At 34.6% G+C, this 23294-nt stretch carries 21 protein-coding genes; all 21 read left to right on the forward strand.

From position 1 onward, the window contains the following. The 21 genes from BX659_RS15700 (at position 1) to BX659_RS15795 (ending at position 23061) form a co-directional block, all read left to right on the forward strand. On the forward strand, positions 1-999 hold the full coding sequence (locus tag BX659_RS15700) for a tripartite tricarboxylate transporter substrate binding protein (RefSeq protein ID WP_097017882.1): 999 nt from the start codon (positions 1-3) through the stop codon (positions 997-999). A 190-nt stretch (positions 1000-1189) separates the two neighbouring features. Next, positions 1190-1648 (forward strand): tripartite tricarboxylate transporter TctB family protein, encoded by a 459-nt coding sequence (locus tag BX659_RS15705; RefSeq protein WP_097017883.1) that lies wholly within the window; start codon positions 1190-1192, stop codon positions 1646-1648. Between the two features lie 59 nt (positions 1649-1707). Next, a complete protein-coding gene (locus BX659_RS15710) occupies positions 1708-3201 on the forward strand; it encodes a tripartite tricarboxylate transporter permease (RefSeq protein ID WP_097017913.1) in 1494 nt (497 codons plus the stop codon). A 27-nt stretch (positions 3202-3228) separates the two neighbouring features. Continuing rightward, the gene (locus BX659_RS15715; RefSeq protein WP_097017884.1) at positions 3229-4575 is read left to right on the forward strand and encodes an enolase C-terminal domain-like protein; all 1347 of its coding nucleotides are present in this window, start codon (positions 3229-3231) and stop codon (positions 4573-4575) included. Positions 4576-4623: 48 nt separating this feature from the next. Further along, entirely contained in the window at positions 4624-5793 is a 1170-nt protein-coding gene (locus tag BX659_RS15720; protein WP_097017885.1) for a glycerate kinase, read from the forward strand. A gap of 105 nt (positions 5794-5898) precedes the next feature. After that, entirely contained in the window at positions 5899-6783 is an 885-nt protein-coding gene (gene dapA, locus BX659_RS15725) for a 4-hydroxy-tetrahydrodipicolinate synthase (protein ID WP_097017886.1), read from the forward strand. 45 nt (positions 6784-6828) lie between these two features. Then, positions 6829-7719, forward strand: a complete 891-nt coding sequence (gene garR / locus BX659_RS15730) for a 2-hydroxy-3-oxopropionate reductase (protein WP_097017887.1) — start codon at positions 6829-6831, stop codon at positions 7717-7719. A 217-nt stretch (positions 7720-7936) separates the two neighbouring features. Beyond that, a complete protein-coding gene (locus tag BX659_RS15735; RefSeq protein WP_097017888.1) occupies positions 7937-9214 on the forward strand; it encodes a lactate racemase domain-containing protein in 1278 nt (425 codons plus the stop codon). Positions 9215-9244: 30 nt separating this feature from the next. Beyond that, a complete protein-coding gene (gene garD / locus BX659_RS15740) occupies positions 9245-10756 on the forward strand; it encodes a galactarate dehydratase (RefSeq protein WP_097017889.1) in 1512 nt (503 codons plus the stop codon). A 58-nt stretch (positions 10757-10814) separates the two neighbouring features. Further along, positions 10815-11705, forward strand: a complete 891-nt coding sequence (gene garR / locus BX659_RS15745) for a 2-hydroxy-3-oxopropionate reductase (RefSeq protein ID WP_097017890.1) — start codon at positions 10815-10817, stop codon at positions 11703-11705. Positions 11706-11931: 226 nt separating this feature from the next. Further along, positions 11932-13020: a DUF362 domain-containing protein gene (locus BX659_RS15750; protein WP_097017891.1), complete on the forward strand. Its 1089-nt coding sequence runs from the start codon at positions 11932-11934 to the stop codon at positions 13018-13020. A 32-nt stretch (positions 13021-13052) separates the two neighbouring features. Beyond that, entirely contained in the window at positions 13053-13733 is a 681-nt protein-coding gene (locus BX659_RS15755) for a redox-sensing transcriptional repressor Rex (RefSeq protein WP_097017892.1), read from the forward strand. A 29-nt stretch (positions 13734-13762) separates the two neighbouring features. Next, positions 13763-14704: an AEC family transporter gene (locus BX659_RS15760; RefSeq protein WP_172431889.1), complete on the forward strand. Its 942-nt coding sequence runs from the start codon at positions 13763-13765 to the stop codon at positions 14702-14704. 42 nt (positions 14705-14746) lie between these two features. Continuing rightward, a complete protein-coding gene (locus tag BX659_RS15765; RefSeq protein ID WP_097017893.1) occupies positions 14747-16030 on the forward strand; it encodes a cation:proton antiporter in 1284 nt (427 codons plus the stop codon). A 13-nt stretch (positions 16031-16043) separates the two neighbouring features. After that, a complete protein-coding gene (locus BX659_RS15770) occupies positions 16044-16511 on the forward strand; it encodes a hypothetical protein (protein ID WP_097017894.1) in 468 nt (155 codons plus the stop codon). Between the two features lie 31 nt (positions 16512-16542). Beyond that, positions 16543-17784: a DUF1576 domain-containing protein gene (locus BX659_RS15775; protein WP_097017895.1), complete on the forward strand. Its 1242-nt coding sequence runs from the start codon at positions 16543-16545 to the stop codon at positions 17782-17784. Positions 17785-17788: 4 nt separating this feature from the next. Next, entirely contained in the window at positions 17789-18136 is a 348-nt protein-coding gene (locus tag BX659_RS15780; RefSeq protein ID WP_106231947.1) for a hypothetical protein, read from the forward strand. Between the two features lie 29 nt (positions 18137-18165). Next, on the forward strand, positions 18166-19143 hold the full coding sequence (locus BX659_RS15785; protein WP_172431890.1) for an NAD(P)-dependent oxidoreductase: 978 nt from the start codon (positions 18166-18168) through the stop codon (positions 19141-19143). A 422-nt stretch (positions 19144-19565) separates the two neighbouring features. Next, positions 19566-19718, forward strand: coding sequence for a hypothetical protein (locus BX659_RS19100; RefSeq protein WP_172431891.1), 153 nt, complete (start codon positions 19566-19568; stop codon positions 19716-19718). Positions 19719-20028: 310 nt separating this feature from the next. Beyond that, entirely contained in the window at positions 20029-21744 is a 1716-nt protein-coding gene (locus BX659_RS15790) for a phospho-sugar mutase (RefSeq protein WP_097017898.1), read from the forward strand. A gap of 312 nt (positions 21745-22056) precedes the next feature. Continuing rightward, positions 22057-23061 carry a LacI family DNA-binding transcriptional regulator gene (locus BX659_RS15795; RefSeq protein WP_097017899.1) on the forward strand — a complete coding sequence of 335 codons (1005 nt, stop codon included), beginning with the start codon at positions 22057-22059 and terminating at the stop codon, positions 23059-23061. The last annotated feature ends 233 nt before the right edge of the window (positions 23062-23294 follow it).

Consider the following 23294-nt stretch of genomic DNA (forward strand, 5'->3'; position numbering starts at 1 on the left):
ATGAACAAGAAATCGTTAGTTATTTTATCATTAGCAATGGTTGCTACTTTAATATTTGCTGGTATGGCTAATGCTTGGTGGATATTTGGTGATGAAAGCAAAAAAGAGGGTGGATCAACTTATCCATCTAAACCAATTCAGATAATTGTACCTGCTGGACCAGGTGGAGATACTGATACTAATGCTAGAACAATTGCTAAGTATCTTGATGATACTTTAGGGGCTAATATCGCTGTTGTTAATATGGAGGGAGCTGGAAGTACTATCGCATCTCAACATGTTAAAAATTCTAAACCAGATGGACATACAGTAATGTTCTTTCACAGTTCTCTTTATTTAGCTAAAATCTTTGGAGTAGCAGAATATGATTTTGAAGCCTTTAAACAAGGACCAATGGTTACTTTAGAGCCAAGTAATACCTTCTTAATCAAAGGAGATGACCCTAGATTCAGCAATCTAGACGAATTAGTTGCTTATGGCAAGAAACATCCAGGTGAACTAACAATTGGTATTGAAACTGGTGGAATGTCTCATATGGTAAGCTTAGCTTTTGCTGATGCAGTTGGTGTAGAGTTTAATTTCGCTGATGTAGGTGGACAATCAGCTAAGAATGCTGCTTTATTAGGTGGTCATGTTGATTTAATTTATGGTATTGTATCTCCTGTTTTATCTTATATTAAGAGTGGTGATATGATCTCTTTAGGAATTACTGCAGAAGAGAGACAAGAGGCTTATGACTTTATTCCAACCTTTATTGAACAAGGTTATAAACTTAATATTGGTAAACCATATTACTTCTTATTCCCTAAAGATACTCCACAAGAGATAGTTGATACTTTTACCGCAGCTGTTAAGGAAGCTACAGAAGAACAAGGCTATAAAGATGACTTAGCTAAAGTTAAATTAAAGCCTAACTATAAGGATCCTGAAGAAGCAAGATCATTTATAACTCATCAAAGGGATTACTTCCAAATGCTATATAACAAGTTAGCATTTTAATTATGAATTAAGTCTATTAGACTATAAAAAGATAAATTAAAATGTTCTAAAATTACATGTTTAAAATTCTAAGGAAGAGAAATTTCTCTTCCTTAGTTATAAATCATCTATTATTAAAGTAAAAAATCTATTTCTAAATATAATCTATTTTGATGATAGAACTTAAGACAATCAGGATAGGAGGTAAAAGATGGCTAAAAAGAGGATTGGATTTGGAATCTTTCTGATATTGTTCTGTACTATAGCTTATATTATGACCTATTCAATTCCACAAAGAGTACAGATGGAAGTTTCAGCTGCATTCTTTCCTAGAGTAGTTTTGATAGCTTTAGCAGTATCTGCTCTTTTAGTAATTATAGGTGGCTTGAAGGAATATCGCCTTGAAAAAGTTCAAATAAAAAAAGAAGAGAAGGGAGAATTTCATTATAAATTATTGGTTCTTTCTCTGATAAATTGTCTAGGTTATGGCATATTATTAAAACCATTAGGTTTTGTCTTTACATCAAGCGTATTTCTAATCTTACAGATGTGGCTTATGACAGCTGATATAACTAAGAAAATCTTTATTAGAAACACTATTCTTTCAATTACTGTGGTTGTAGCACTTTATGTTCTTTTCACTACAGTATTTTATGTACCTTTACCATAATATAAGTAAAAATTTTATGTACTAATTATTTATTCTATAAGGAGGTAGACACAGTGGGAATGTTTTTAACAGGGCTTTTAGCTGTATTAAATATTAAGACCCTTATTTTAATGATTATAGGTGTAGCTGTGGGAATTATCTTTGGCTCTGTACCAGGTATGACTGCAACTATGGCTGTAGCATTATTTATTCCTGTTACTTTTTCTATGGATACAATCCCAGGAATGGCTGTTATGATTGCCCTTTATGTAGGTGGTATCAGTGGAGGTCTAATCCCTGCTATATTACTTAATATGCCTGGAACCCCTTCATCAATTGCTACAACCTTTGATGGTTATCCTTTAACTCAACAGGGTAAAGGGGGTAAGGCTCTTGGTACTGCAGTAGTTGTATCCTTTTTTGGTGGAGTTATCAGTTTCTTAATCTTAAGTTTTGCTTCTCCTTTATTGGCGAAAATAGCCCTTAAGTTCGGCCCTTTTGAGTATTTTTCTTTAATGCTCTTTGCTTTAACGATTATAGCTACAGTAACTAGAGGCTCCTTTATTATGGGGATTGTTAGTGGATTAATAGGAATGGTATTTACCTTTGTTGGTATGGCACCTGTAGATGGTGTAGATCGCTTTACCTTTGGCTTATATCAATTAAAGGGTGGATTTAGTTTACTTCCAGTATTGATTGGTTTATTTGCTGTTTCAGAGATATTTAAGGCAGCAGAGTCAGGCTTTAAAGAAGAAATTCAAGAAGTACCTGAGGTTAGTGGTTTCGGAATGACCTTCCAAGAGATAAAAGAACAGGCAGTTAATATTTTTAGATCAGGGGTTGTAGGAACTATAGTTGGGATTTTACCAGGTATTGGTGGAAGTACTGCTTCTATCTTATCCTATAGTCAAGCTAAAAAGGCTTCTAAGACACCTGAAAAGTTTGGTACGGGAATTGTTGATGGATTGATTGCTAGTGAGGCTGCAAATAATGGTTTAACTGGTGGAGCTTTAGTTCCGTTACTGGCTTTAGGTATTCCAGGTGATAGTACAACAGCTGTATTGCTTGGTGCCTTAATGATTCAAGGTGTGCAGCCTGGACCGTTATTATTTAGATCGAATCCAGATGTTATCTATGGAATCTTTGGTGCGTTATTAATTGCAAATGTTATTATGTTACTTATTGAGTTCTTTGGAATTAAGATATTTATCAATATTCTTAAAGTTCCTAAGAGTATCTTATTACCGATAGTATTTATTACTTGTGCTCTTGGAGCCTTTGCTGTTAATAATACCTTATTTGATGTTTGGGTAGTAATTATCTTTGGTATCCTTGGTTATGTACTATCTAAATTTGGAATACAGCTAGCACCATTAATCATTGGATTTATCTTAGGACCAATGGCTGAAGGTAACTTAAGAAGAGCTTTAATGTTAAGTTCAGGTAGTATTACACCGATGTTTACAAAGCCAATTTCATTATTATTTGTAGTAGCAACAGTTATTTCAGTAGGCTCTGTAATCTATAAAAGCTTTAAGAATAAAAACAAGGAAGAATCAAACATTTTAGCATAAAAGAAGATAATGTTAGGAGTGTGAAATATGGGAAAAATACCTGAGATAGTTGAAATGCAAGTCTTTCCTGTAGCAGGAAGAGATAGTATGTTATTAAATTTAAGTGGAGCTCATGGACCTTATTTTACTAGAAATATTGTTATTTTAAAAGATAGTTCAGGAAATACCGGAGTTGGAGAAGTTCCAGGTGGAGAGAAGATTACAAAAACTTTAGAAGAGGCTAAAGAGTATGTTATAGGTACAAGTATAGGTGCTTATAAGAATACTTTAAAAACAGTTCGAGAAAAATTTGATAATCCTAATGATGTAAGGGGATTACAAACCTTTGATCTTAGAACAACAGTACATGTGGTAACAGCTATAGAAGCAGCACTTTTAGATCTTTTAGGAAAGCATTTGGATGTACCAGTTGCTGCTTTATTAGGAGATGGACAGGTCAGAGATAAGGCTCTTATGTTAGGGTATCTTTTCTTTATAGGAGATCCTGATAAGACAGATCTGCCTTATTTAAGAGAACAAGATTCTGATTGCGAATGGTATAGAGTTCGTAGAGAAGAAGCCCTTACTCCTGAAGCTGTAGTAAAGTTAGCTGAAGCATCAAAGGAGAAATATGGATTTAATGATTTCAAATTAAAGGGTGGAGTATTAGCACCTATGGAAGAAGCAGAAGCTGTAAGAGCATTAAAAGATAGATTTCCTGATGCAAGAATTACTTTAGACCCAAATGGTGGCTGGATGCTAGATGAAGCAGTAGAAGTAGCAAATAGCTTAAAAGATGTGTTAACATACTGTGAAGATCCATGTGGAGCAGAAGGAAGATTCTCAGGAAGAGAGATCATGACTGAATTTAAAAAGAAAACAGGTTTTCCTACAGCTACAAACATGATTGCAACAGACTGGAGAGAGATGGCTCATACTATAGCTCTTAATTCTGTAGATATACCTTTAGCAGATCCTCATTTTTGGACTATGGCAGGATCAGTTAGAGTAGGACAGATGTGTAATGACTTTGGTCTTACATGGGGATCTCACTCAAACAACCACTTTGATATCTCATTAGCTATGTTCACTCATGTAGCTTGTGCAGTACCTGGAGATGTAACAGCTATAGATACTCACTGGATCTGGCAAGAAGGAACAGAAAGACTTACTATTGATCCTCTAAATATTGAAGATGGATATGTAGCAATCCCTGATAGACCAGGTCTAGGAATAGAGATAGATATGGAGCAGGTTAAAAAGGCCCATGAATTATATGTAAAAGAGAACTTAGGTGCTCGTGATGACTCTATAGGAATGCAGTACTTAATTCCTGGCTGGGAGTTTAATAATAAAAGACCTTGTCTAACTTGTGAACCAAAGGAAGATAAATAAGGTTTATTTAGGATAGATAATAGTAAAGATAACTAGGGAGGTGAATTAATGAAGATACTCATAGCCCCAGATTCATTTAAAGGAAGTTTGACTGCATTAGAAGTTGCAGAGAATATCGAAAAAGGGATTTTAAGGATTCTACCAGATGCAGAGGTTTTGAAAGTACCGATGGCTGATGGTGGAGAAGGTACTTTACAGTCATTAGTTGATGCTAACCAAGGAGAGGTTATAGAAAAAGAGGTAGTTGGTCCTCTTGGTGATAAAGTAGAAGGTTATTTTGGCTATCTAGCAAAGGATAATACAGGAGTTGTAGAGATGGCAGTTGCTTCTGGCTTACCACTTATCTCAGAGCAAGATCTCAACCCAATGAAAACTACTACCTATGGGACCGGTGAGTTGATCAAAGCTGCTCTAGATAAGGGTGTAAAAGAGCTAATCATTGGGATTGGTGGTAGTGCAACTAATGATGGTGGGGTTGGAATGGCTCAAGCATTAGGGGTCAAATTCTTAGATAGTAGTGGTGAAGAGATTGGGTTTGGTGGAGGAGAATTAGATAAGATTGAGTCAATTGATATGAGTGGACTAGACCCTAGGATCAAGGATGTAAAGATTAGAGTTGCATGTGATGTAACAAATTGCCTTTATGGTCCAGAGGGTGCTGCCCACATTTATGGTCCTCAAAAGGGTGCAACCCCGGAGATGATTAAAATTTTGGATGATAATCTACGCCATTTGGCTGAAGTTGTAAAAAGAGACCTTGCTAAGGATGTACAGAGTATAGTGGGTGGGGGAGCAGCTGGAGGTTTAGGGGCAGGACTAGTCGCCTTCTTAGATGCAAAGCTTGAAACTGGAGTTGATATTATCTTAGATGCTACTAACTTGGCTGCTAGGATGAAAGGTGTAGATTTAGTTATCACAGGTGAAGGTAGGTTAGATAGTCAGACAGTTAATGGCAAGACTCCAATTGGTGTTGCTAAGAAGGCAAAGGAATTTGGCTTACCTGTCATAGCTATCTCAGCTATCTTTGGAGATGGTGTAGAGAAGGTACTTGGTGAAGGAATAGATGCTGTCTTTAATATGTATCAAGATCCATCTGTCTCTATGGAAGATCAACCTACAGAAGAGTGGCTACAGTTTATAGCTGAACAGATAATGAGAGCTTTAAAAATAGAGACATCAGCACCTGATATGGGGATAGCTTTTGAATATATAAGCTAAAATAATAATTAAACCCTTGGAAATAAAGATTTAGGATTAATACTATTTATAAATCATTTTAAAAGGGAATGATTAAATAGATACCAAGATTAAGGATGTGGTGAAATGGATTTTGAGATTAAAGGAATTATCCCTGCCATGGTCACACCTATGGATAAGGAAGGGAATTTAAATAAAGCTGCTTTAAGAAAGCTGACTAATCACCTAATAGATGGTGGCGTTCATGGATTATTTCCAGTAGGAAGTACAGGTGAATATTATGGGTTGACTCTAGATCAAAAAAGGGAAGCTCTTGAAATTGTTATAGAAGAGGCTAATGGTAGATTACCTATTTATGCTGCTACAGGAATGATTACTACTAAAGAGACTATTCAGGTAACACAGATGGCAGAGGATGCAGGAGCAGATGCAGTTTCAGTTCTAACACCGATGTTTATTAGACCTAGTGAGAATGAGCTTTATAATCATTATAAGGCAGTTGCTGAAAGTGTAGATATTCCTGTATTATTGTACAATAACCCTGCTAGAACTGGTGTTAATGTCAGTGCTGACTTAATGGAGAAACTAAGTCAGATAGATAACATAGCTGGAATCAAGGATACTAGTGGTAATATGACTCTAACAGGAGAGTTTATTAGAAGAACACCTGATGATTTTACTGTTTTAGCTGGTTCAGATACTTTAATCTTAAGTACATTAGTTTATGGAGGAAAGGGTGCAATCAGTTCAACATCTAATATAGCACCAGAGTTGATCGTTAGAATCTATGAGGAGTATATTCAAGGAAATATAGAAGAGGCTCGTAAAGCACAGTTTGAATTGGCTCCACTTCGCTTAGCCTTTAGTCTAGGAACCTTCCCTGTAATTATGAAAGAAGGATTAAAGCTAATGGGAATTGATGCTGGTGATACTTTATCACCTGTAGAGTCAATTGGTGAAGAAGAAAGAGCTAAGTTAAAGGGTATCTTAGATAATTTAGGTCTTATTTAAATTATTTATAAATTTACTAAATCAAACTAAAAGGAGAGATGTACAGTGAAGAAGATTGGATTTATTGGATTAGGAATTATGGGTAAACCTATGGCAAAGAATTTAATGGATGCAGGGCATGAAATGATCGTTCTTGATATTAATCAGGACGTTTTAAAGGAAATGAAAGAGTATGGAGCAGAGGTAGCAGCTACTCCTAAAGAGATCGCAGAAAATAGTGAGGTTATTATTACAATGCTTCCTAACTCTCCTCATGTTAAAGCAGTAGTTTTAGGAGAGAATGGAGTAATTGAGGGAGTTAAAGAGGGGCAAGTATTAATCGATATGAGCTCAATCTCACCTTTAGTATCTCAAGAGGTAGCTGCAGAGCTAGAGAAGAAAGGTGTTGAAATGTTAGATGCACCAGTTAGTGGTGGTCAAGAAGGTGCAGAAGCTGGAACAGTAGCCTTTATGGTTGGAGGTAAAGAAGAGGTATTTGAAGAGAATAGAGCTATCTTAGATATCATGGGTGGTAGTGTTACTTTAGTAGGAAGTATCGGTGCTGGAGAGACTACTAAGCTTGTAAATCAAGTAATCGTTGGTATCAATATTGCAGCAGTAGCTGAAGCTTTAAGCTTTGGTAAGAAAGCAGGGGTAAATCCTGAGAATATCTTCAATGCAATTAGAGGAGGACTTGCTGGTAGCCAATGTTTAGAGGATAAAGCACCTAGAATGATAGCTGGAGAGTATGACCCAGGATTTAAGATGAAGTTACATGTAAAGGATTTAACAAATGCTTTTGAAACAAGTAGAGAGTTACACACATATATGCCATTAGCATCTCAAGTAATGCAGATGATGCAAAAGCTATTATCTGATGGTCATACAGAGGTAGATCATGGTGGATTAGGATTATTCTATGAAAAACTGAACAATATCTCTTTAAAGAAAGACTAATTAAAAATTACTAATGCCATTGTAATTTAGATATGATAGATTTACACTGGTTTAGATCTAAACCAGTGTAAATCTATCTACAAAATAAAAAAAGTTCCTTTGTAGCATTAGGTAAAGCAATCCAATATTCCAAATTCAATTGCTTTGCCAAATAGTGCACAGGATATTCTGTAATAATCAAATAAGCTTATTAAATTAATAATACAGGGAGGTTAAGATGGAAAATCTCTTTTTAAAAGCCAATCCAGGAGAGTTTCTAACTACTAAGGAGAAAGAAGAGCTGATTGAAAGATTTGTTTCTTCAATCTCAAAAGATGTTAAAAAGATTCTATTATTACCACCAGACTCTACCCGTAAACATGCTGGGATAGGTGAGTTAATAAGAATACTCTACTCTAAATTACCTGATAAACAGATAGAGATAATGCCTGCATTAGGGACTCATAGTCCAATGAGTACAGAGCAGTTAATAGATATGTTTGGAGAGAAGATACCTCTAGATAGATATCTAGTCCATAACTGGCGTGAAGATACTGTAACTGTTGGGGTAATCCCAGGAGCTTATGTGAGTGAGGTATCTGAAGGGATAGTAACAGAGGATATTGAGGTCAAGATCAATTATAGGCTAGTTAGTGGAGAGTATGATTTAATCATCTCTGTTGGTCAAGTCTTGCCCCATGCAGTAATAGGGATGTCTAACTATAGTAAGAACATCTTTGTAGGCTGTGGTGGTGAAGAGATGATCAATCAATCTCATTTTATTGGGGGGGCTTATGGTTTAGAGCGGTTTTTAGGTCAAGACCACTCTCCAGTTCGTAAGTTATTTGATTATGGTGAAGAGAGATTGTTAAAGGATATTCCTTTAACTTACATCTTAACTGCAAATACCCTAGATATTCAAGCAGATACTGGGATAACAGGGATGCTTGGAATCTTTATTGGTAAAGAGCGAGGCATCTTTGAAGAAGCCTTAAAGCTAAGCCAAGAGAATAATATTACTTATTTGGAAAAGCCACTAAAGAAGGTAGTTGTTTATTTAGGAGCTAAGTTTAAAAGTACCTGGCTAGCCAATAAAGCAATTTATAGAACAAGAATGGCCTTAGCAGATGGTGGTCAATTGATTATTATTGCTCCAGGCTTAAAGGAGTTTGGAGAGGATAAAGGGATTGACTCTATCATTAGAAAATATGGTTATTCAGGTAAAGAGGCTACCCTTATTGCTCTAGAGAATAATGAGGATTTGCAGGAATATCGGTCTGCTGTAGGACACTTAATCCGTGGCTCCTCTGATGGCAGATTTGAGGTTACTTATGCTTGTAAACAGTTATCCCAAGAGGAGATAGAAGGAGTTAATTACAATTATATGCCTTTAGATGAGGCTTTAGTTACTTATAAGCCAGAAAAATTAACTTATGGCTATAATACTTTAGATAATGGTGAAGAAGTATTCTTTATAGATAATCCAACTACTGGATTATGGATTTATGAAGGATAATGATGGTATAGATTAACGGAGGTGAATTCAATGGTAGATAATAAACCCTTATTAATTAGAATTAGTGAAGAAGATAATGTTGAGATAGTTGTCAATGAGAATGGTTTAAAAGCTGGTACAAAGATAAAAGATGATATTATCGTTAAAGAGGATATACCTCAAGCACATAAAGTGGCTTTAAAGGATTTTGAAGAAGGTGATGAGATAATCAGATATGGTAATGTAATTGGTTATGCAGCTAAAAGAATCGAAAAGGGAAGCTGGATAAATCAATATAATGTAACCTTACCTTCATCACCCAAGTTAGATAAATTAGAGTTTGCAACTAATCTTAAGGAGCTTCCGACCTTAGAAGGATATACCTTTAAGGGCTATAGAAATAGTGATGGGAGTGTAGGTACTAAGAATTTATTAGGAATATTCTCTTGTGTCCAATGTGCTGAAGGGGTACTAAATCGTGCAATTAAAAAGATTGAAGAGGAGTTACTTCCTCAATATCCTAATGTAGATGGAGTTGTACCAATCAATCATAATTATGGTTGTGGAGTAGCAATCAATTCTCCAAATGCTAAGATACCAATTAGAACTTTAAAGAATATTAGTGAGAATCCAAACTTTGGAGAGGTAATAGTTGTTAGCTTAGGCTGTGAAAAGTTAGAAGCAGACCGACTCTTTAAAGGAATGGATAAGAATGTAATAGTCTTACAAGAGGAAGCTGGCTTTGAAGAGATGCTAGAAACTATTGTAAGTAGAGCTAAAGAGGCTTTAGAGATATTAAATAGACGTCAAAGAGAGATCTGCCCTGCTTCAGAACTAGTTGTAGGGATGCAATGTGGTGGTAGTGATGCCTTTTCAGGGATTACTGCGAATCCAGCAGTAGGCTATGCAGCTGATTTATTGGTTAGAACAGGAGCTACTGTCATTTTTGCTGAGGTTTCTGAGGTTAGAGATGGACTCCACCTACTTGCTCCAAGGATAGTCAATCAAGAGCTTGGGGAAAAATTAAAAGAGGAGATAGCTTGGTATGATAACTACCTAGATCTAGGTAGTGTTGATCGAGATGCTAATCCAACACCTGGTAATAAGCAAGGGGGGCTAGCTAATATAGTAGAGAAATCTTTAGGGTCTATTCAAAAAGCAGGTACCTCTCCAATAGTAGATATCTTATCTCCAGGAGAGAAGGTCAAGAAGAAAGGACTTGTCTTTGCAGCAACTCCAGCCAGTGATTTTGTCTGTGGTACCTTACAATTAGCAGCAGGTATCACCTTACAGGTCTTTACAACAGGACGTGGTACTACTTATGGTCTAGCTATGGCTCCTGTGATCAAGGTCTCTAGCCGTACAGTTTTAAAGGATAAATGGCAGGACTTAATCGATATCGATGCTGGTAGGATTGCTACAGGAGAAGTAGATATTAAAGAGGTTGGAAAGGAGATTTTTGAATATATTCTGGCTGTAGCAAGTGGTGAAAAGAAGACTTGGGCTGATAAATGGCAGATTGAGAATAGACTATGCTTATTTAACCCAGCTCCAATAACTTGACAGATAGAGTAAATTAATTACAATTTTACTGAATTTAAACTAAAAGGAGAGATGTACAGTGAAGAAAATTGGATTTATCGGATTAGGAATCATGGGAAAACCTATGGCAAAGAATTTAATGGATGCAGGGCATGAAATGATCGTTCTTGATATTAATCAGGACGTTTTAAAGGAAATGAAAGAGTATGGAGCAGAGCTAGCAGCTACTCCTAAAGAGATCGCAGAAAATAGTGAGGTTATTATTACAATGCTTCCTAACTCTCCTCATGTTAAAGCAGTAGTTTTAGGAGAGAATGGAGTAATTGAGGGAGTTAAAGAGGGGCAAGTATTAATCGATATGAGCTCAATCTCACCTTTAGTATCTCAGGAGGTAGCTGCAGAGCTAGAGAAGAAAGGTGTTGAGATGTTAGACGCACCAGTTAGTGGAGGGCAAGAGGGTGCAGAAGCTGGAACAGTTGCCTTTATGGTTGGAGGTAAAGAAGATATATTTAAAGAGAATAAAGCAATCTTAGATATCATGGGTGGTAGTGTTACTTTAGTAGGAAGTATTGGTGCTGGAGAGACAACTAAGCTTGTAAATCAAGTAATTGTTGGAATCAATATTGCTGCAGTAGCAGAAGCCTTAAGCTTAGGTAAGAAAGCAGGAGTAGATCCAGAGAATATCTTCAATGCAATCAGAGGAGGGCTTGCTGGAAGTCAATGTTTAGAGGATAAAGCACCTAGAATGATAGCAGGAGAGTATGACCCAGGCTTTAAGATGAAGTTACATGTAAAGGATTTAACAAATGCTTTTGAAACAAGTAGAGAGTTACACACATATATGCCTTTAGCATCTCAGGTAATGGAGATGATGCAAAAGTTATTGGCTGATGGTCATACAGAGGTAGACCACGGGGGATTAGGTCTATTCTATGAAAAACTGAACAATATCTCTTTGAAGAAAGACTAAGGATTAAAGTAGCTAGCTGAAAAAACCAGTACTGGATGCTAAAGATTTTATTATTACCCTAGACTTTATTATATATCAAGGCAGCTTCTGATTATATTGCTGATGATAATAAAGAATTTTTAGCAGATAATCTAGTCAATGTTGTTAATAAATAAGGGCACTTTTTAAATTAGACAGCAATGTATCTTTAGATATATTGCTGTTTTCTATAATAAGGAGGGATAAAGTGAAGGTAAATAATATCTATGTCAGTTATGGAGACAGTCCAAAAGAGATGATAATAGAACTTTTAACCGAGATCAAGCCTGAAAGAGAGATAAGACCAGAGTCTTTAATTGGGATTAAGCCTAATTTAGTTGTCGCTAAAAAATCAAGCTCTGGTGCTACTACAGACCCCAATTTAGTGGCTGGAGTGATTGAATATTTACAATCTAAAGGCTATCATAATCTAATTATCCTAGAGGGATCTTGGGTAGGAGATAGAACTGCTAGAGCCTTTAAAGCTTGTGGCTATGAGGAGTTATCCAAAAGATATAATGTTCCCTTAATCGATCTCCAAAAGGATAAATATCAAACTCATCATGTTATGGGTCTTGATATTAATCTTTGCCAACAGGCTGTAGAAGTAGATTACTTGATTAATATGCCTGTCTTAAAAGGTCATTGCCAGACTAGAATGACCTGTGCTTTGAAGAATTTAAAGGGGTGTATTACAGATAATGAAAAGAGAAAGTTCCATACTCTAGGTTTGCATAAGCCAATTGCCTACTTAAATAAGGCTTTAAGGCAGGATTTGGTTATTGTTGATGGGATTATTGGAGATTTAGACTTTGAAGAAGGTGGAAACCCAGTCCAGATGAACCGAGTTATAGTAGGTAAAGATCCTGTGCTAATCGATACCTATGCAGCAGAGTTAATGGGCCATAATTTAGATGATGTTCCTTATATTAAAATGGCTGAAGCTATTGGAGTTGGTAGTACAGCTATAGAGAAGGCAGTTATTATTGAATTGAATAAAGACCAAGGTGTTCAGTTGATTAAGCCATCTAGAAAGATCAAAGGACTTGCTAAATATATTGAGGAAGCTGATGCCTGCTCAGCTTGTTATGGTAGTCTAATTCATGCTTTAAAGAGATTAGATGAGCAAGGGAGGCTAAGAGGATTAAAGGAGAAAATCTACATTGGACAGGGTTATCAGAATCAAGAGTTAATAGGTTTAGGGGTTGGAGTCTGTACTAGAGGGGCTACTAAGAATATCAAGGGATGCCCACCCAAGGCTAAGGATATTATTGAATTTATAGAGAAAAATCTTTAAATTTATATAAAAAGAATAACTGGGAGGTTATTATGAAAAAATCTAAAATTTCAAATACAACTTTGGATAGGTTACCTATTTATTATCGTTGTTTAAAGAAGCTAAAGGAGTATAAGATAGACTTTGTTTCATCAAAGGAGTTGGAGAAGAGAACAGGAATCAATTCTAATCAAATCAGAAGAGATTTATATGATGTTAGAATGGATATATCCTATTACCATGATTTTGGGGTCAGAGGAATGGGTTATCCCGTCTCTTCTTTGCTAGAGATTTTAGAGAAAATACTAGGCTTAAATAATGAAATAGAGATAGCATTAGTAGGGGCAGGTAGTTTAGGTCAGGCTTTAATCTCTTATAAGGAATTTAAGAAGATGGGATTAAAGATTAAATATGTCTTTGATATCGATTCAAAAAAGGACAGTAGCCAACTAGCTGATATCGAGCTTTATGATATAGCAAATATCAGTAATATAATCACTAAAAATCAAGTTAAGATGGCTATTATAGCTGTACCAGCCTCAGCAGCACAAGAGATTGCTAATGAGTTAGTAGAGGCTGGTGTTGAAGTCATTTTAAATTTTGCCCCTGTTTATTTAGAACTTCCAGAAGAGGTTACAGTTAGAAATGAGGATTTATCTATTGGATTGATTGGTTTATCCTATCATCTATCAAAGCAACAAGTACAGGAGGCACCTTTAAAGTATTTAGGATAATTAGTTATATAGATTTTTATGGTGAAAGGATGATAACAATAGACTTTTTAACAGTATTCAATCAAATACTAATCTTATTTCTTCTGTTATTAGTCGGTTTTACAATTAAGAAGTTAAAGGTGGTTAACGATCATTTTTCTAATAGTCTATCAAGTTTTATCATATATGTCTCATTACCAGCTTTAATTATCAATTCAATGGATTCAGATTTTAATCAAGAACAATTAAGTAAAGTCTTAAATATATTTCTAACAGGTTTAGGGGTTTATCTATTAATGATCTTAATCTCTTATTTAGTAGTCTATTTTATTCCAGCAACTACTGAAGAGAAGGGGGTTTACCAATTCTCTTTAATCTTTGCTAATGTATCCTTTGTAGGTTATCCAGTTGTTAATTTGCTTTTTGGAAAGGAAGGGATATTTTTAGTAACAATCTCAAATTTGTGGTATAAGGTCTTTGTATGGACTTTAGGTATTATCATTATCGGTTCTAATGCTAAAAGGAATAAGAAACTATCTTGGGATAAATTATTAAACCCCGGCATGTTCTCGGTAATAATAGGACTAATATTATTCATTCTACCAATCAAGTTACCTTACTCAATCACTACTACTTTAGCTATGTTAGGTTCGACTAGTACACCTTTATCGATGATTGTAGTAGGTTGTATCTTATCTGAAGTCAAGGTTTCTAATATCTTTAGTAACTGGAGATTATGGACAATTACTTTAGTTAGATTAGTTATTACACCTTTGATCGTTCTCTCTGTTTTAAAAGTAGTACCAAATATAAATCTCATAGTCTTTAATATCTCAGTTATCTTAGCAGGGATGCCAGCAGCAGCTAATACCGCCATCTTTGCCCAAAAATTTGGTGGTGATGCTGTGTTAGGCTCTGAAGCTATATTTTTAACTACTTTAGCATCACTAGTAACTATCCCTTTATTAGTCTATACTTTAGGAAATCTTTAAGGGCAAAGAGAAGCTATCTTCTTTTAGTTTGGAGGTAATCTTATGGAATTTAAATCAATTCATAGTTTGCATGAATTAAGTCGATTATTCATGTTAGAGCATTTAAGTAATAAGATCATTTATATCGTTGGGATCTTATTTATAGCTGCCTTTGTTGCCCATGTTATCACTAAAAAGCTTAGAATTCCTAGTGTAGTTGGTGATATCTTAGTTGGGATTTTATTCAGTATTGGTTTTATTAAAAAAGCCCCTTTCTTATCAGCAGAGCATAAGGAATGGTACTCTTATCTAATCCATTCCTTTGACTATGTAATCATCTTAGCAGTATCCTTTATCTCCTTTATTATCGGTAGTGAGTTGAATCTGAAGGTTTTAAAGAAGCTAGAGTTGGAGTTTACTTTGATTGTTTTGATCGAATCTTTGGCGACCTTTGCTTTGGTAACTACCTCGATGCTAGTAATCGGTAAGCCTTTGTTCTTTTCATTACTCTTAGGAGCAATAGCTACAGCAACAGCACCAGCGGCAACGGTCTTGGTATTAAAGGAGTACAAAGCTAGAGGAGAGCTAACCTCTACCTTATTAATCGTCTTAGCCCTTGATGAGGCCTTGGCTATTATAATCTTCAGCTTCATTAAGCCAATTGCTTTAATTAGTGTGTCACCAACTTTGCACTATTCTCTCTTTAACTCCTTTTTAATACCCTTAGTTAAGATTATTGGTGCAATAGTATTGGGATTAAATATTGGATATTTTTCACAGAAATTAATGGAGGTATATTCTGAAGAGAAGAGTAAGAAGATATTATTATTGTTAGCAACAGTTTTTGGTGGATCAGATGTTGCCATCTTCTTAGGGATATCACCTTTGATTACTAATCTATCTATCGGATTTGCTTTTAGAAACTTCTCTAAAAAGTATCTAGGCATCTCTGAAATTATAGATACCTTAAGTCTTCCTCTCCACACAGTCTTCTTCATCTTAGCAGGAACCCAAATTCAATTTCATAATATCACTTCCAAGTCCTTTCTCTTAATTGCTTTAGTCTATACTCTAGCAAGGATGATTGGTAAGGTGGGAGGTGCTAGATTAGGTGCCTTTTTATCTAAAGCACCTACCAATGTAAGAAAGTACATTGGCTTAGGTCTTTTGCCCCAAATAGGTGTCTCTATAGATTTAGCTTATAATGTCCAGCATGAATTTATTCATTTTTCTGATGTTGGTCAATTTATCTTAAATATTATCCTCTTTACTACTATTATTACAGAAATTCTAGGGGCGATTGGTACAGAGTATGGACTTAATAAGAGTGGGGAGATGAGAACTTAAAGGAGGATCTGAAATGTCTAGTAACTATCAACCTGAAGTTTTGGATAAAGAGGTAATCAGAAAGTCTTTACAACGTTATTATATTAGAAATGCCTTTGATAAAGACTGTACTCAGCTTGAATCTGGGGTCTGTTTAATAGCTGAAGGGGATAATAGTCTTGATTTGAGTCTTGAGGAGAATTATTGTTGGCAGCTTCAAGAATTAATGAGAGATTATCATCAGTACCGCCAACAACTCTTAATGACTGAGGATAAAGAGTATTTAGAGCAGTTATTAGAAGTATTTGAAGAAGAAGCTATCGAGATTTTAGAGTTTGACTGTGGTCATTTTGATATCAAAGATGGGCTCCATAGATTATGTATTGCAAGCAAATCTGAAGTTCCTGCTTATGCTGTTTATAAGAGTAAAGAGAGGTATTGCCCTAAATGTAAAGATCTAAAGAGGAGAAGTGAGCTTCTTGAGAAAAGACAATTCTCATAGATTGCCTATAAAATATTAATGGAGGTAAGAAATGATAGATAGATTATCAGAGAATCTAAAGTTCAATATCTTAGTTACTTATAATTTACTGCTAATAGTATTTAGTTTTATCTTTGATAACTATAAAAATATTCTATTGGGGATAAATAAGATAATACGTTCATCTGATATATTGATTACAGATTATTTAGGTATAGGTGGATTAGGTGCTACCTTTTTTAATGCAGGTATGTTAGGTTTACTAGCCTTATTCTTATTAAAGGTAGAGAAGTCTAAATTAAATGGTATTAGTATAGCTGCTGTCTTTACTGTAACTGGTTTTGCTATGTTTGGCAAGAATTCCTTAAATATCTGCCCAATAATGATTGGGGTCTGGTTACATTCTGCTTATCAGAAGGAGCCCTTTGCAAATTATGTTATTGTAGCCTTATTTGGAACAGCTCTAGCTCCTATGGTCAGCCAAATTATAATCATCTTTGGATTTTCAGCAAAAGGAGTTATACTAGGAACTTTAATTGGAATAATTATAGGATTTATTCTACCACCTGTTGCTTCAAGCCTATTAAATGTTCATCAAGGCTTTAATTTATATAACCTAGGATTTACAGCTGGAGTAATAGGAACTCTACTAATGTCAGTCTTTCGTAGTTATGAATTTGATACAGATAATCAATTGATTTGGACAGTAGAGTACACCAAACTAATAGGTGCTTTTCTGATTTTATACTTCTTATCGATGATGATTTTAGGTTATATTTTAAATGAGAAGAGTATCAAAGAGATTAAAAGGCTATGGGAAAGATCAGGAAGGACAGTCACAGATTTTGTAATTAGAGATGGCTTTGCCTTAACATTATTTAATATGGGAATAATGGGGTTGCTTTACACACTTTTAATTCTAGTCTTAGGTAGTCCTTTAAATGGTCCCGTTGTAGGAGGTCTATTTACAATCGTGGGTTTTTCTGCTTTTGGTAAGCACCCTTTAAATACAATTCCTGTAGTTTTAGGAGTGTTACTTGGTGTCTTAACAAATGTTTGGGATTTAAGTAATCCAGCTTTAATATTGGCATTATTATTCTCAACTACCTTAGCCCCCATAACAGGGGTTTTTGGAAATATCAGTGGAATAATAGCAGGATTTCTACATTTATCTGTAGTGATGAATATTGGCTATTTACATGGAGGTCTAAATCTATATAACAATGGTTTCTCAGGTGGTTTAGTAGCCTCAATCTTATTTCCGATATTTGACTCCTTAAGAAGGGATGGGTAAAGGCATGAAACATGAGAAGATGAAGATTATAAAGATGCTTGATGAAATATTATCTTTCTCTTTTTTACATCAAGCAACAAAGATGGATATTAAAATTGAGATTGATGGCAATAATACAATAATTAAATTTAATGATAACTCTAAGGATATTACTGGAGCAAAGTTAGAAGAGATTAGAGAATTACTAAATATTGAAAAGCAATCTGAAGTCGAGGAGTACTATTGGGAGTTGATTGGGCAAAGAGATTATGCCGATGAATTTACTATAGTAGGCTTTATGACCGATAAGGCAACTATCAATTATTCAGTAGATAAGGGGTTAGAGTTAACCTTATATAGAACTAATGTCTAGATAATGATATAGAAAAGAGGGGAATGAAATTGGCTTTTAAAGTCTTAGTAACTAAAAATATGCCTAAAGATGGCTTTAAAGAATTAGATAAGCACTGTGATTTAACTATTTACTCAGGAGCAGTAATCAGCAACGATGAGTTATTAGAGCTTGCGCCTAGCTTAGATGGGATAATAGCTTCTGGAGTTAAAATTAAGGAGGATTTTATTAAGAAAGCTACTAACCTAAAAATTATTAGCCGTTATGGGGTGGGCTATGACAGTATAGATATTCAAGCAGCAACTAAGGCTGGGGTTGTTGTTACTAACCTTCCTGATACTGTTACAGAGAGTACTGCTGAACTAACCTTTGCTCTTATGCTGACTTTATCTCGTAAGATTATAGAAGCAAATCAGATTGCTAGAAGCCAGAAGAGTAGCTGGGACTCTACCTTTATCTTAGGGAATAGTTTATATGATAAGAAGCTTGGTATAGTTGGCTTTGGTAGAATTGGGCAGGCAGTAGCTAAAAGGGCTAAAACCTTTGGAATGGAGATTTATTATTATGATCTTAAGCAGATTGATGCTAATAAACTAGATTTTAAAGCAACATATCTTCCTTTAGAGCAGCTACTTACTTCAATGGATTATATTACATTGCACCTTCCTTATCTAACAAGTACCCATCATTTAATTTCCATTAAGCAATTAGCAAGTATGAAAAAGACTGCTTATTTGATTAATGCTGCTAGAGGTGGATTGGTTAATCAAGAAGCTTTAATTCAAGCTTTGCAAAATAAAGAGATTGCTGGAGCAGCTTTAGATGTCTTTGAGGATGAACCTAATGTACCTAAAGAGTTAAGTCAGCTTCCAAATTTGGTTCTAACTCCCCATATCGGTACAGCTACAGCAGAGACAAGAAGAAAGATGTCACAAGAGGCAAGTAACAGAGTGCTGGCTATAATTAAAGGTGAAGTTCCTCCATCTATAGTAAATCCAGATTATCAGAGATATTTAAAGCAGAGCTGATCAGCTCTGCTTTTTGTGCATTTATCCAAAGATGTGAATTTAAAATGAGAGTTTATAGCGGTATTACGCCACTTTAGTAATCAGTGACGAGTGATGGGTAACGGGTAAGAAGCTATTCTAATCACTTGTCACTCATCCTTTGGGTTCTTTGAACCCTTTGTAATGGAAAAATCCCCAATTGGATTTTTCCTATCCACTCGTTATTGTCTTAATATTTTTCTATAAAGGTAGCTCTATTCTATACTTTAAAATTGCAAATCTACCTATATATAGATTCTATTTTTATATAAATTTAACAAAAATTCAATTTTATAAATTAATTAGAGATTTATCCTTGACAGAATAGGATTAAGAATATATAATATCGATAACAATAATCATTACTATAAGCTCATAACTCTATAAGAAAGGGTGATATGATTATGTCAAAACATATAATCAATTTCTTTAAGAAGGTTGATGATACAATTGATTTCTTACAAAAGACCAATTATGAGGAGTTAGAAGTTCATAATTATCCACAGCAAGCTAAAGAATTAGTAGAGCTAAAAAATTATATTTTAGCGAATAATTAGTCTTGAATAAAATTATATAAAGTCTACTTCTTAAAAGGAGAGCTTGAAGTTGATGAAAAACCCTGCTAAAAATTAGTGGGGTTTTTTCTAGTTGAATTATTTTAATCTTTTGATTGATAAAAGCTAATAATTATAGATGAGTAAATCTTATTATAATTTTTGGGTTCTATAACCAAATTAATATCATATCTTTATAGAGTCGCTTTCAATAAGAAAATTTTTGCAGATTGATTATTTGAAATTATTTGCTAAAAACTAGTACCTTAGTGTAAAATAGATAACGAGAAATTAAAAGAGAAGGAGAGATATTATGAGTTATAAGGCTAAGTATGAAGAATGGTTAAAGAGTGATTATTTTGACCAAGAAACCAAAGAAGAATTAAAGGCAATAGCTGGTGATGAAAAGGAGATTGAAGAGAGATTCTATACCAGCTTAGACTTTGGAACTGGTGGTTTGAGAGGTATTATTGGAGCAGGTACTAATAGAATCAATAAGTATACTATTAGAAAGGCTACTCAAGGTTTGGCCAACTATATCGAGAAGAATGGCGACAAATCTAAAGGTGTAGTGATTTCCCATGATTCTAGACATAAATCAAGGGAGTTTTCAGTGGAAGCAGCCTTGGTTCTAGCAGCAAGTGGAATCAAAGCCTATCTATTTGATGATTTAAGACCTACTCCAGAGCTTTCTTTTGCAGTTAGAGAGTTGGGAGCAACTGCAGGAATTATGGTAACAGCAAGCCATAACCCGCCAGAGTACAATGGTTACAAAGTCTATTGGGAAGATGGAGCCCAAGTTGTTTCACCTCATGATAAAGGGATTATTGCAGAGGTTAATGCTATTGAAAGCTTTGACAATGTTAAAACTATCTCTGAAGAAGAGGCACGTGCAAACGATCTATTTAAAATTATTGATCCTGAAATGGATGACAAGTATATCAAGACTTTAAAGGATTTATCTTTAAACCCTGAAGCTATTAAAAAGGTGGCTGATGACTTACATATCGTTTATACCCCATTACATGGGACAGGAAATATGCCTGTACAGAGAGTTTTAGATGAATTAGGTTTTAAAAATCTGCATGTAGTAGCAGAGCAAGAGAAACCTGATCCTAACTTCTCTACAGTATCTTATCCTAACCCAGAGGAGCCAGCAGTATTTGAGTTAGGGATTGAATTGGCTGAAGAGAAGGGTGCAGAATTGATTATGGCAACTGACCCTGATGCAGACCGTGTAGGTATTGCTGTTAAGGATACTAAAGGAGAATGGGTATTCTTAAATGGAAATCAAGTAGGAGTTCTATTAACTGAGTATATTGTTAACTCTTTAGCAGAGGTGCCTAAGAATGGCGTAGTTATCAAGACTGTTGTAACAACAGAGATGATTAAGCCGATTGCTAAGAAGTATGGTCTTGATGTAATGGATACTTTAACTGGATTTAAATATATTGGTGAAAAGATTAAAGAGTTTGAAGAAGGAAAATATGATAAGGAGTATATCTTTGGATTTGAAGAGAGCTATGGGTACTTATATGGAATCCATGCTCGTGATAAGGATGCAATAGTAGCTACTATGTTAATTGCAGAGATGGCAGCTTATTATAAATCTAAAGAGAGCTCAATCTATGAAGAACTAATGAGAATGTATGAAGAGTATGGTTATTATAAAGCTGACTTGGAAGCAATTACTATGCCAGGAAAAGAAGGAAAAGAGAAGATTGCTGCCTTACTTAAATCTTTAAGAGAAGATAGTCCAGCAGAGATCAATGGACAGAAGGTAGTTGTTATCAAGGATTACTTAGTTAGTAAGGAATATAATGTAGCTAGTGGAGAAGAGCAGTCTATCGATTTACCAGAATCTAATGTGCTACAGTTTTTATTAGAGGATGATAGTTTAGTAACAGTAAGACCATCTGGAACAGAGCCAAAGGTTAAGTTTTACTTCTCAGTTACAGCAGAGAGTAATCAGGCAGCAGATGAGAAGTTGGCTAGGTTAAAAGAAGCTGTAATGGAGTTAATTGATTAATTTATAGGATAATTAAATATAAAAAGAGCAAACAAAGTCTGTAATGTTTGCTCTTTTTTATATTATATAGCTTTTATCTTTAAATAATAAAACAAATTAGGATGAGTTAGAAAAAATAAAAATTATTGAGTTATAATAATAATTTTTATATAATAGAGATAGTGATTAAATTTATTATTAATTTTCTTAATTTACTAATCATGAGATGATACTCATTGAATTTTAATTAAATTTGATAAATTACATTAAATAGAATATAATTTGTAAAAACTATTCTATCCCCTTTACAGGGAAGGAGTGTAAGTTTAAAATATGGAGAAGGTTACTATTTATGATGTAGCTAAAGAAGCAAATGTAGGAATTGGTACTGTATCGAGAGTATTAAATAATAGTCAAAGGGTTAGTGATAAGACTAAGAAGAAGGTCTTAAAGGCTATTAAGAGATTAAAGTATCAACCAAATGCAATGGCTAGAGGGTTGGCTTTACAAAAGACAGGCTCTATAGGTATTTTGGTACCTGCAGTTACGAGCCATTTTTTTATAGAGGTGCTAAAAGGAGTTCAACATGGACTAGAAGAACGGGATATGGATTTGGTTTTATATAATGTTAATTTTGATGATTCTTATAATATAAGCAACAAAGAGAGATACATAAATAGGATATTGAGTGAGAAAAGAGTAGATGGAGTATTAGCAATTACGATGAAAATGACTGAAGATGAGATTAATAGATTTAAAAATCTTAGAGTCCCACTTGTATTGGTCAATGATTTTTATGAAAAGATCAGCTCTGTTTTTGTAGATGATTTGGCAGGAGCTAAGAAAGCTACTAACTATTTGACCGCTTTAAATCATCAGAGAATAGCTTTTCTAAATGGCTGTATGGACTGTAGACAGGGGCAAGATAGAATGAAGGGCTTTAAAACTGCTTTATTAGAAGCTAATACTGGAGTTTATGATGAGTTGATAAAGATAGGTGACTTTAATAAGGAATCTGGCTATGAAATGATGAAAGAGATATTAGATTTACCTAGAGAAGATTATCCTACGGCTATCTTTGCTGCATCAGACATTCAGGCTATTGGAGCATTAGAAGCTATTAATGAAGCGGGTTATTCTGTACCTGAAGATTTCTCTTTGGTTGGTTATGATAATATAGAGTTATCAAAATATTTAAAATTAACTACTATAGCCCAACCTATGTTTGAGATGGGGAAGTTAGGTGTTGAACTTTTAGTTGATTCTATTCAAAGTAATGGAGATGAAATAGTTCAAAAAGAGTTAGAACCAGAGCTATTAATCAGGGAATCGTGTTAAATGTAAATCTTAGGAAACAAGAAGCAGGGATTATTCTATTTTTTGATCGAATTTAAATTCGATCAAAAAATAGAATAATCCCTTGTTATTAAAATACAATTATGCTATAATGTATACATAAGCAGAAATAAGTACAAGATCATAAGTCTATAAGAACTTGTTACACCTGCAATAGGAGTAGTAGGTTCTTTTTTGTTATAACTATTACGCAAGCGGTTGCGAAATTATTTTTT

Origin of the sequence: Orenia metallireducens, assembly GCF_003001995.1 — a bacterium.
GTDB lineage: Bacteria > Bacillota > Halanaerobiia > Halobacteroidales > Halobacteroidaceae > Orenia > Orenia metallireducens_B.

Bases quoted from the DNA above. Each gene is read 5' to 3' on its own strand.
- BX659_RS15700 (WP_097017882.1), top strand. From the start codon at position 1: ATGAACAAGAAATCGTTAGTTATTTTATCATTAGCAATGGTTGCTACT.
- BX659_RS15705 (WP_097017883.1), top strand. From the start codon at position 1,190: ATGGCTAAAAAGAGGATTGGATTTGGAATCTTTCTGATATTGTTCTGT.
- BX659_RS15710 (WP_097017913.1), top strand. From the start codon at position 1,708: ATGTTTTTAACAGGGCTTTTAGCTGTATTAAATATTAAGACCCTTATT.
- BX659_RS15715 (WP_097017884.1), top strand. From the start codon at position 3,229: ATGGGAAAAATACCTGAGATAGTTGAAATGCAAGTCTTTCCTGTAGCA.
- BX659_RS15720 (WP_097017885.1), top strand. From the start codon at position 4,624: ATGAAGATACTCATAGCCCCAGATTCATTTAAAGGAAGTTTGACTGCA.
- dapA (WP_097017886.1), top strand. From the start codon at position 5,899: ATGGATTTTGAGATTAAAGGAATTATCCCTGCCATGGTCACACCTATG.
- BX659_RS15735 (WP_097017888.1), top strand. From the start codon at position 7,937: ATGGAAAATCTCTTTTTAAAAGCCAATCCAGGAGAGTTTCTAACTACT.
- garD (WP_097017889.1), top strand. From the start codon at position 9,245: ATGGTAGATAATAAACCCTTATTAATTAGAATTAGTGAAGAAGATAAT.
- BX659_RS15755 (WP_097017892.1), top strand. From the start codon at position 13,053: ATGAAAAAATCTAAAATTTCAAATACAACTTTGGATAGGTTACCTATT.
- BX659_RS15760 (WP_172431889.1), top strand. From the start codon at position 13,763: ATGATAACAATAGACTTTTTAACAGTATTCAATCAAATACTAATCTTA.
- BX659_RS15765 (WP_097017893.1), top strand. From the start codon at position 14,747: ATGGAATTTAAATCAATTCATAGTTTGCATGAATTAAGTCGATTATTC.
- BX659_RS15770 (WP_097017894.1), top strand. From the start codon at position 16,044: ATGTCTAGTAACTATCAACCTGAAGTTTTGGATAAAGAGGTAATCAGA.
- BX659_RS15775 (WP_097017895.1), top strand. From the start codon at position 16,543: ATGATAGATAGATTATCAGAGAATCTAAAGTTCAATATCTTAGTTACT.
- BX659_RS15780 (WP_106231947.1), top strand. From the start codon at position 17,789: ATGAAACATGAGAAGATGAAGATTATAAAGATGCTTGATGAAATATTA.
- BX659_RS19100 (WP_172431891.1), top strand. From the start codon at position 19,566: ATGTCAAAACATATAATCAATTTCTTTAAGAAGGTTGATGATACAATT.
- BX659_RS15790 (WP_097017898.1), top strand. From the start codon at position 20,029: ATGAGTTATAAGGCTAAGTATGAAGAATGGTTAAAGAGTGATTATTTT.
- BX659_RS15795 (WP_097017899.1), top strand. From the start codon at position 22,057: ATGGAGAAGGTTACTATTTATGATGTAGCTAAAGAAGCAAATGTAGGA.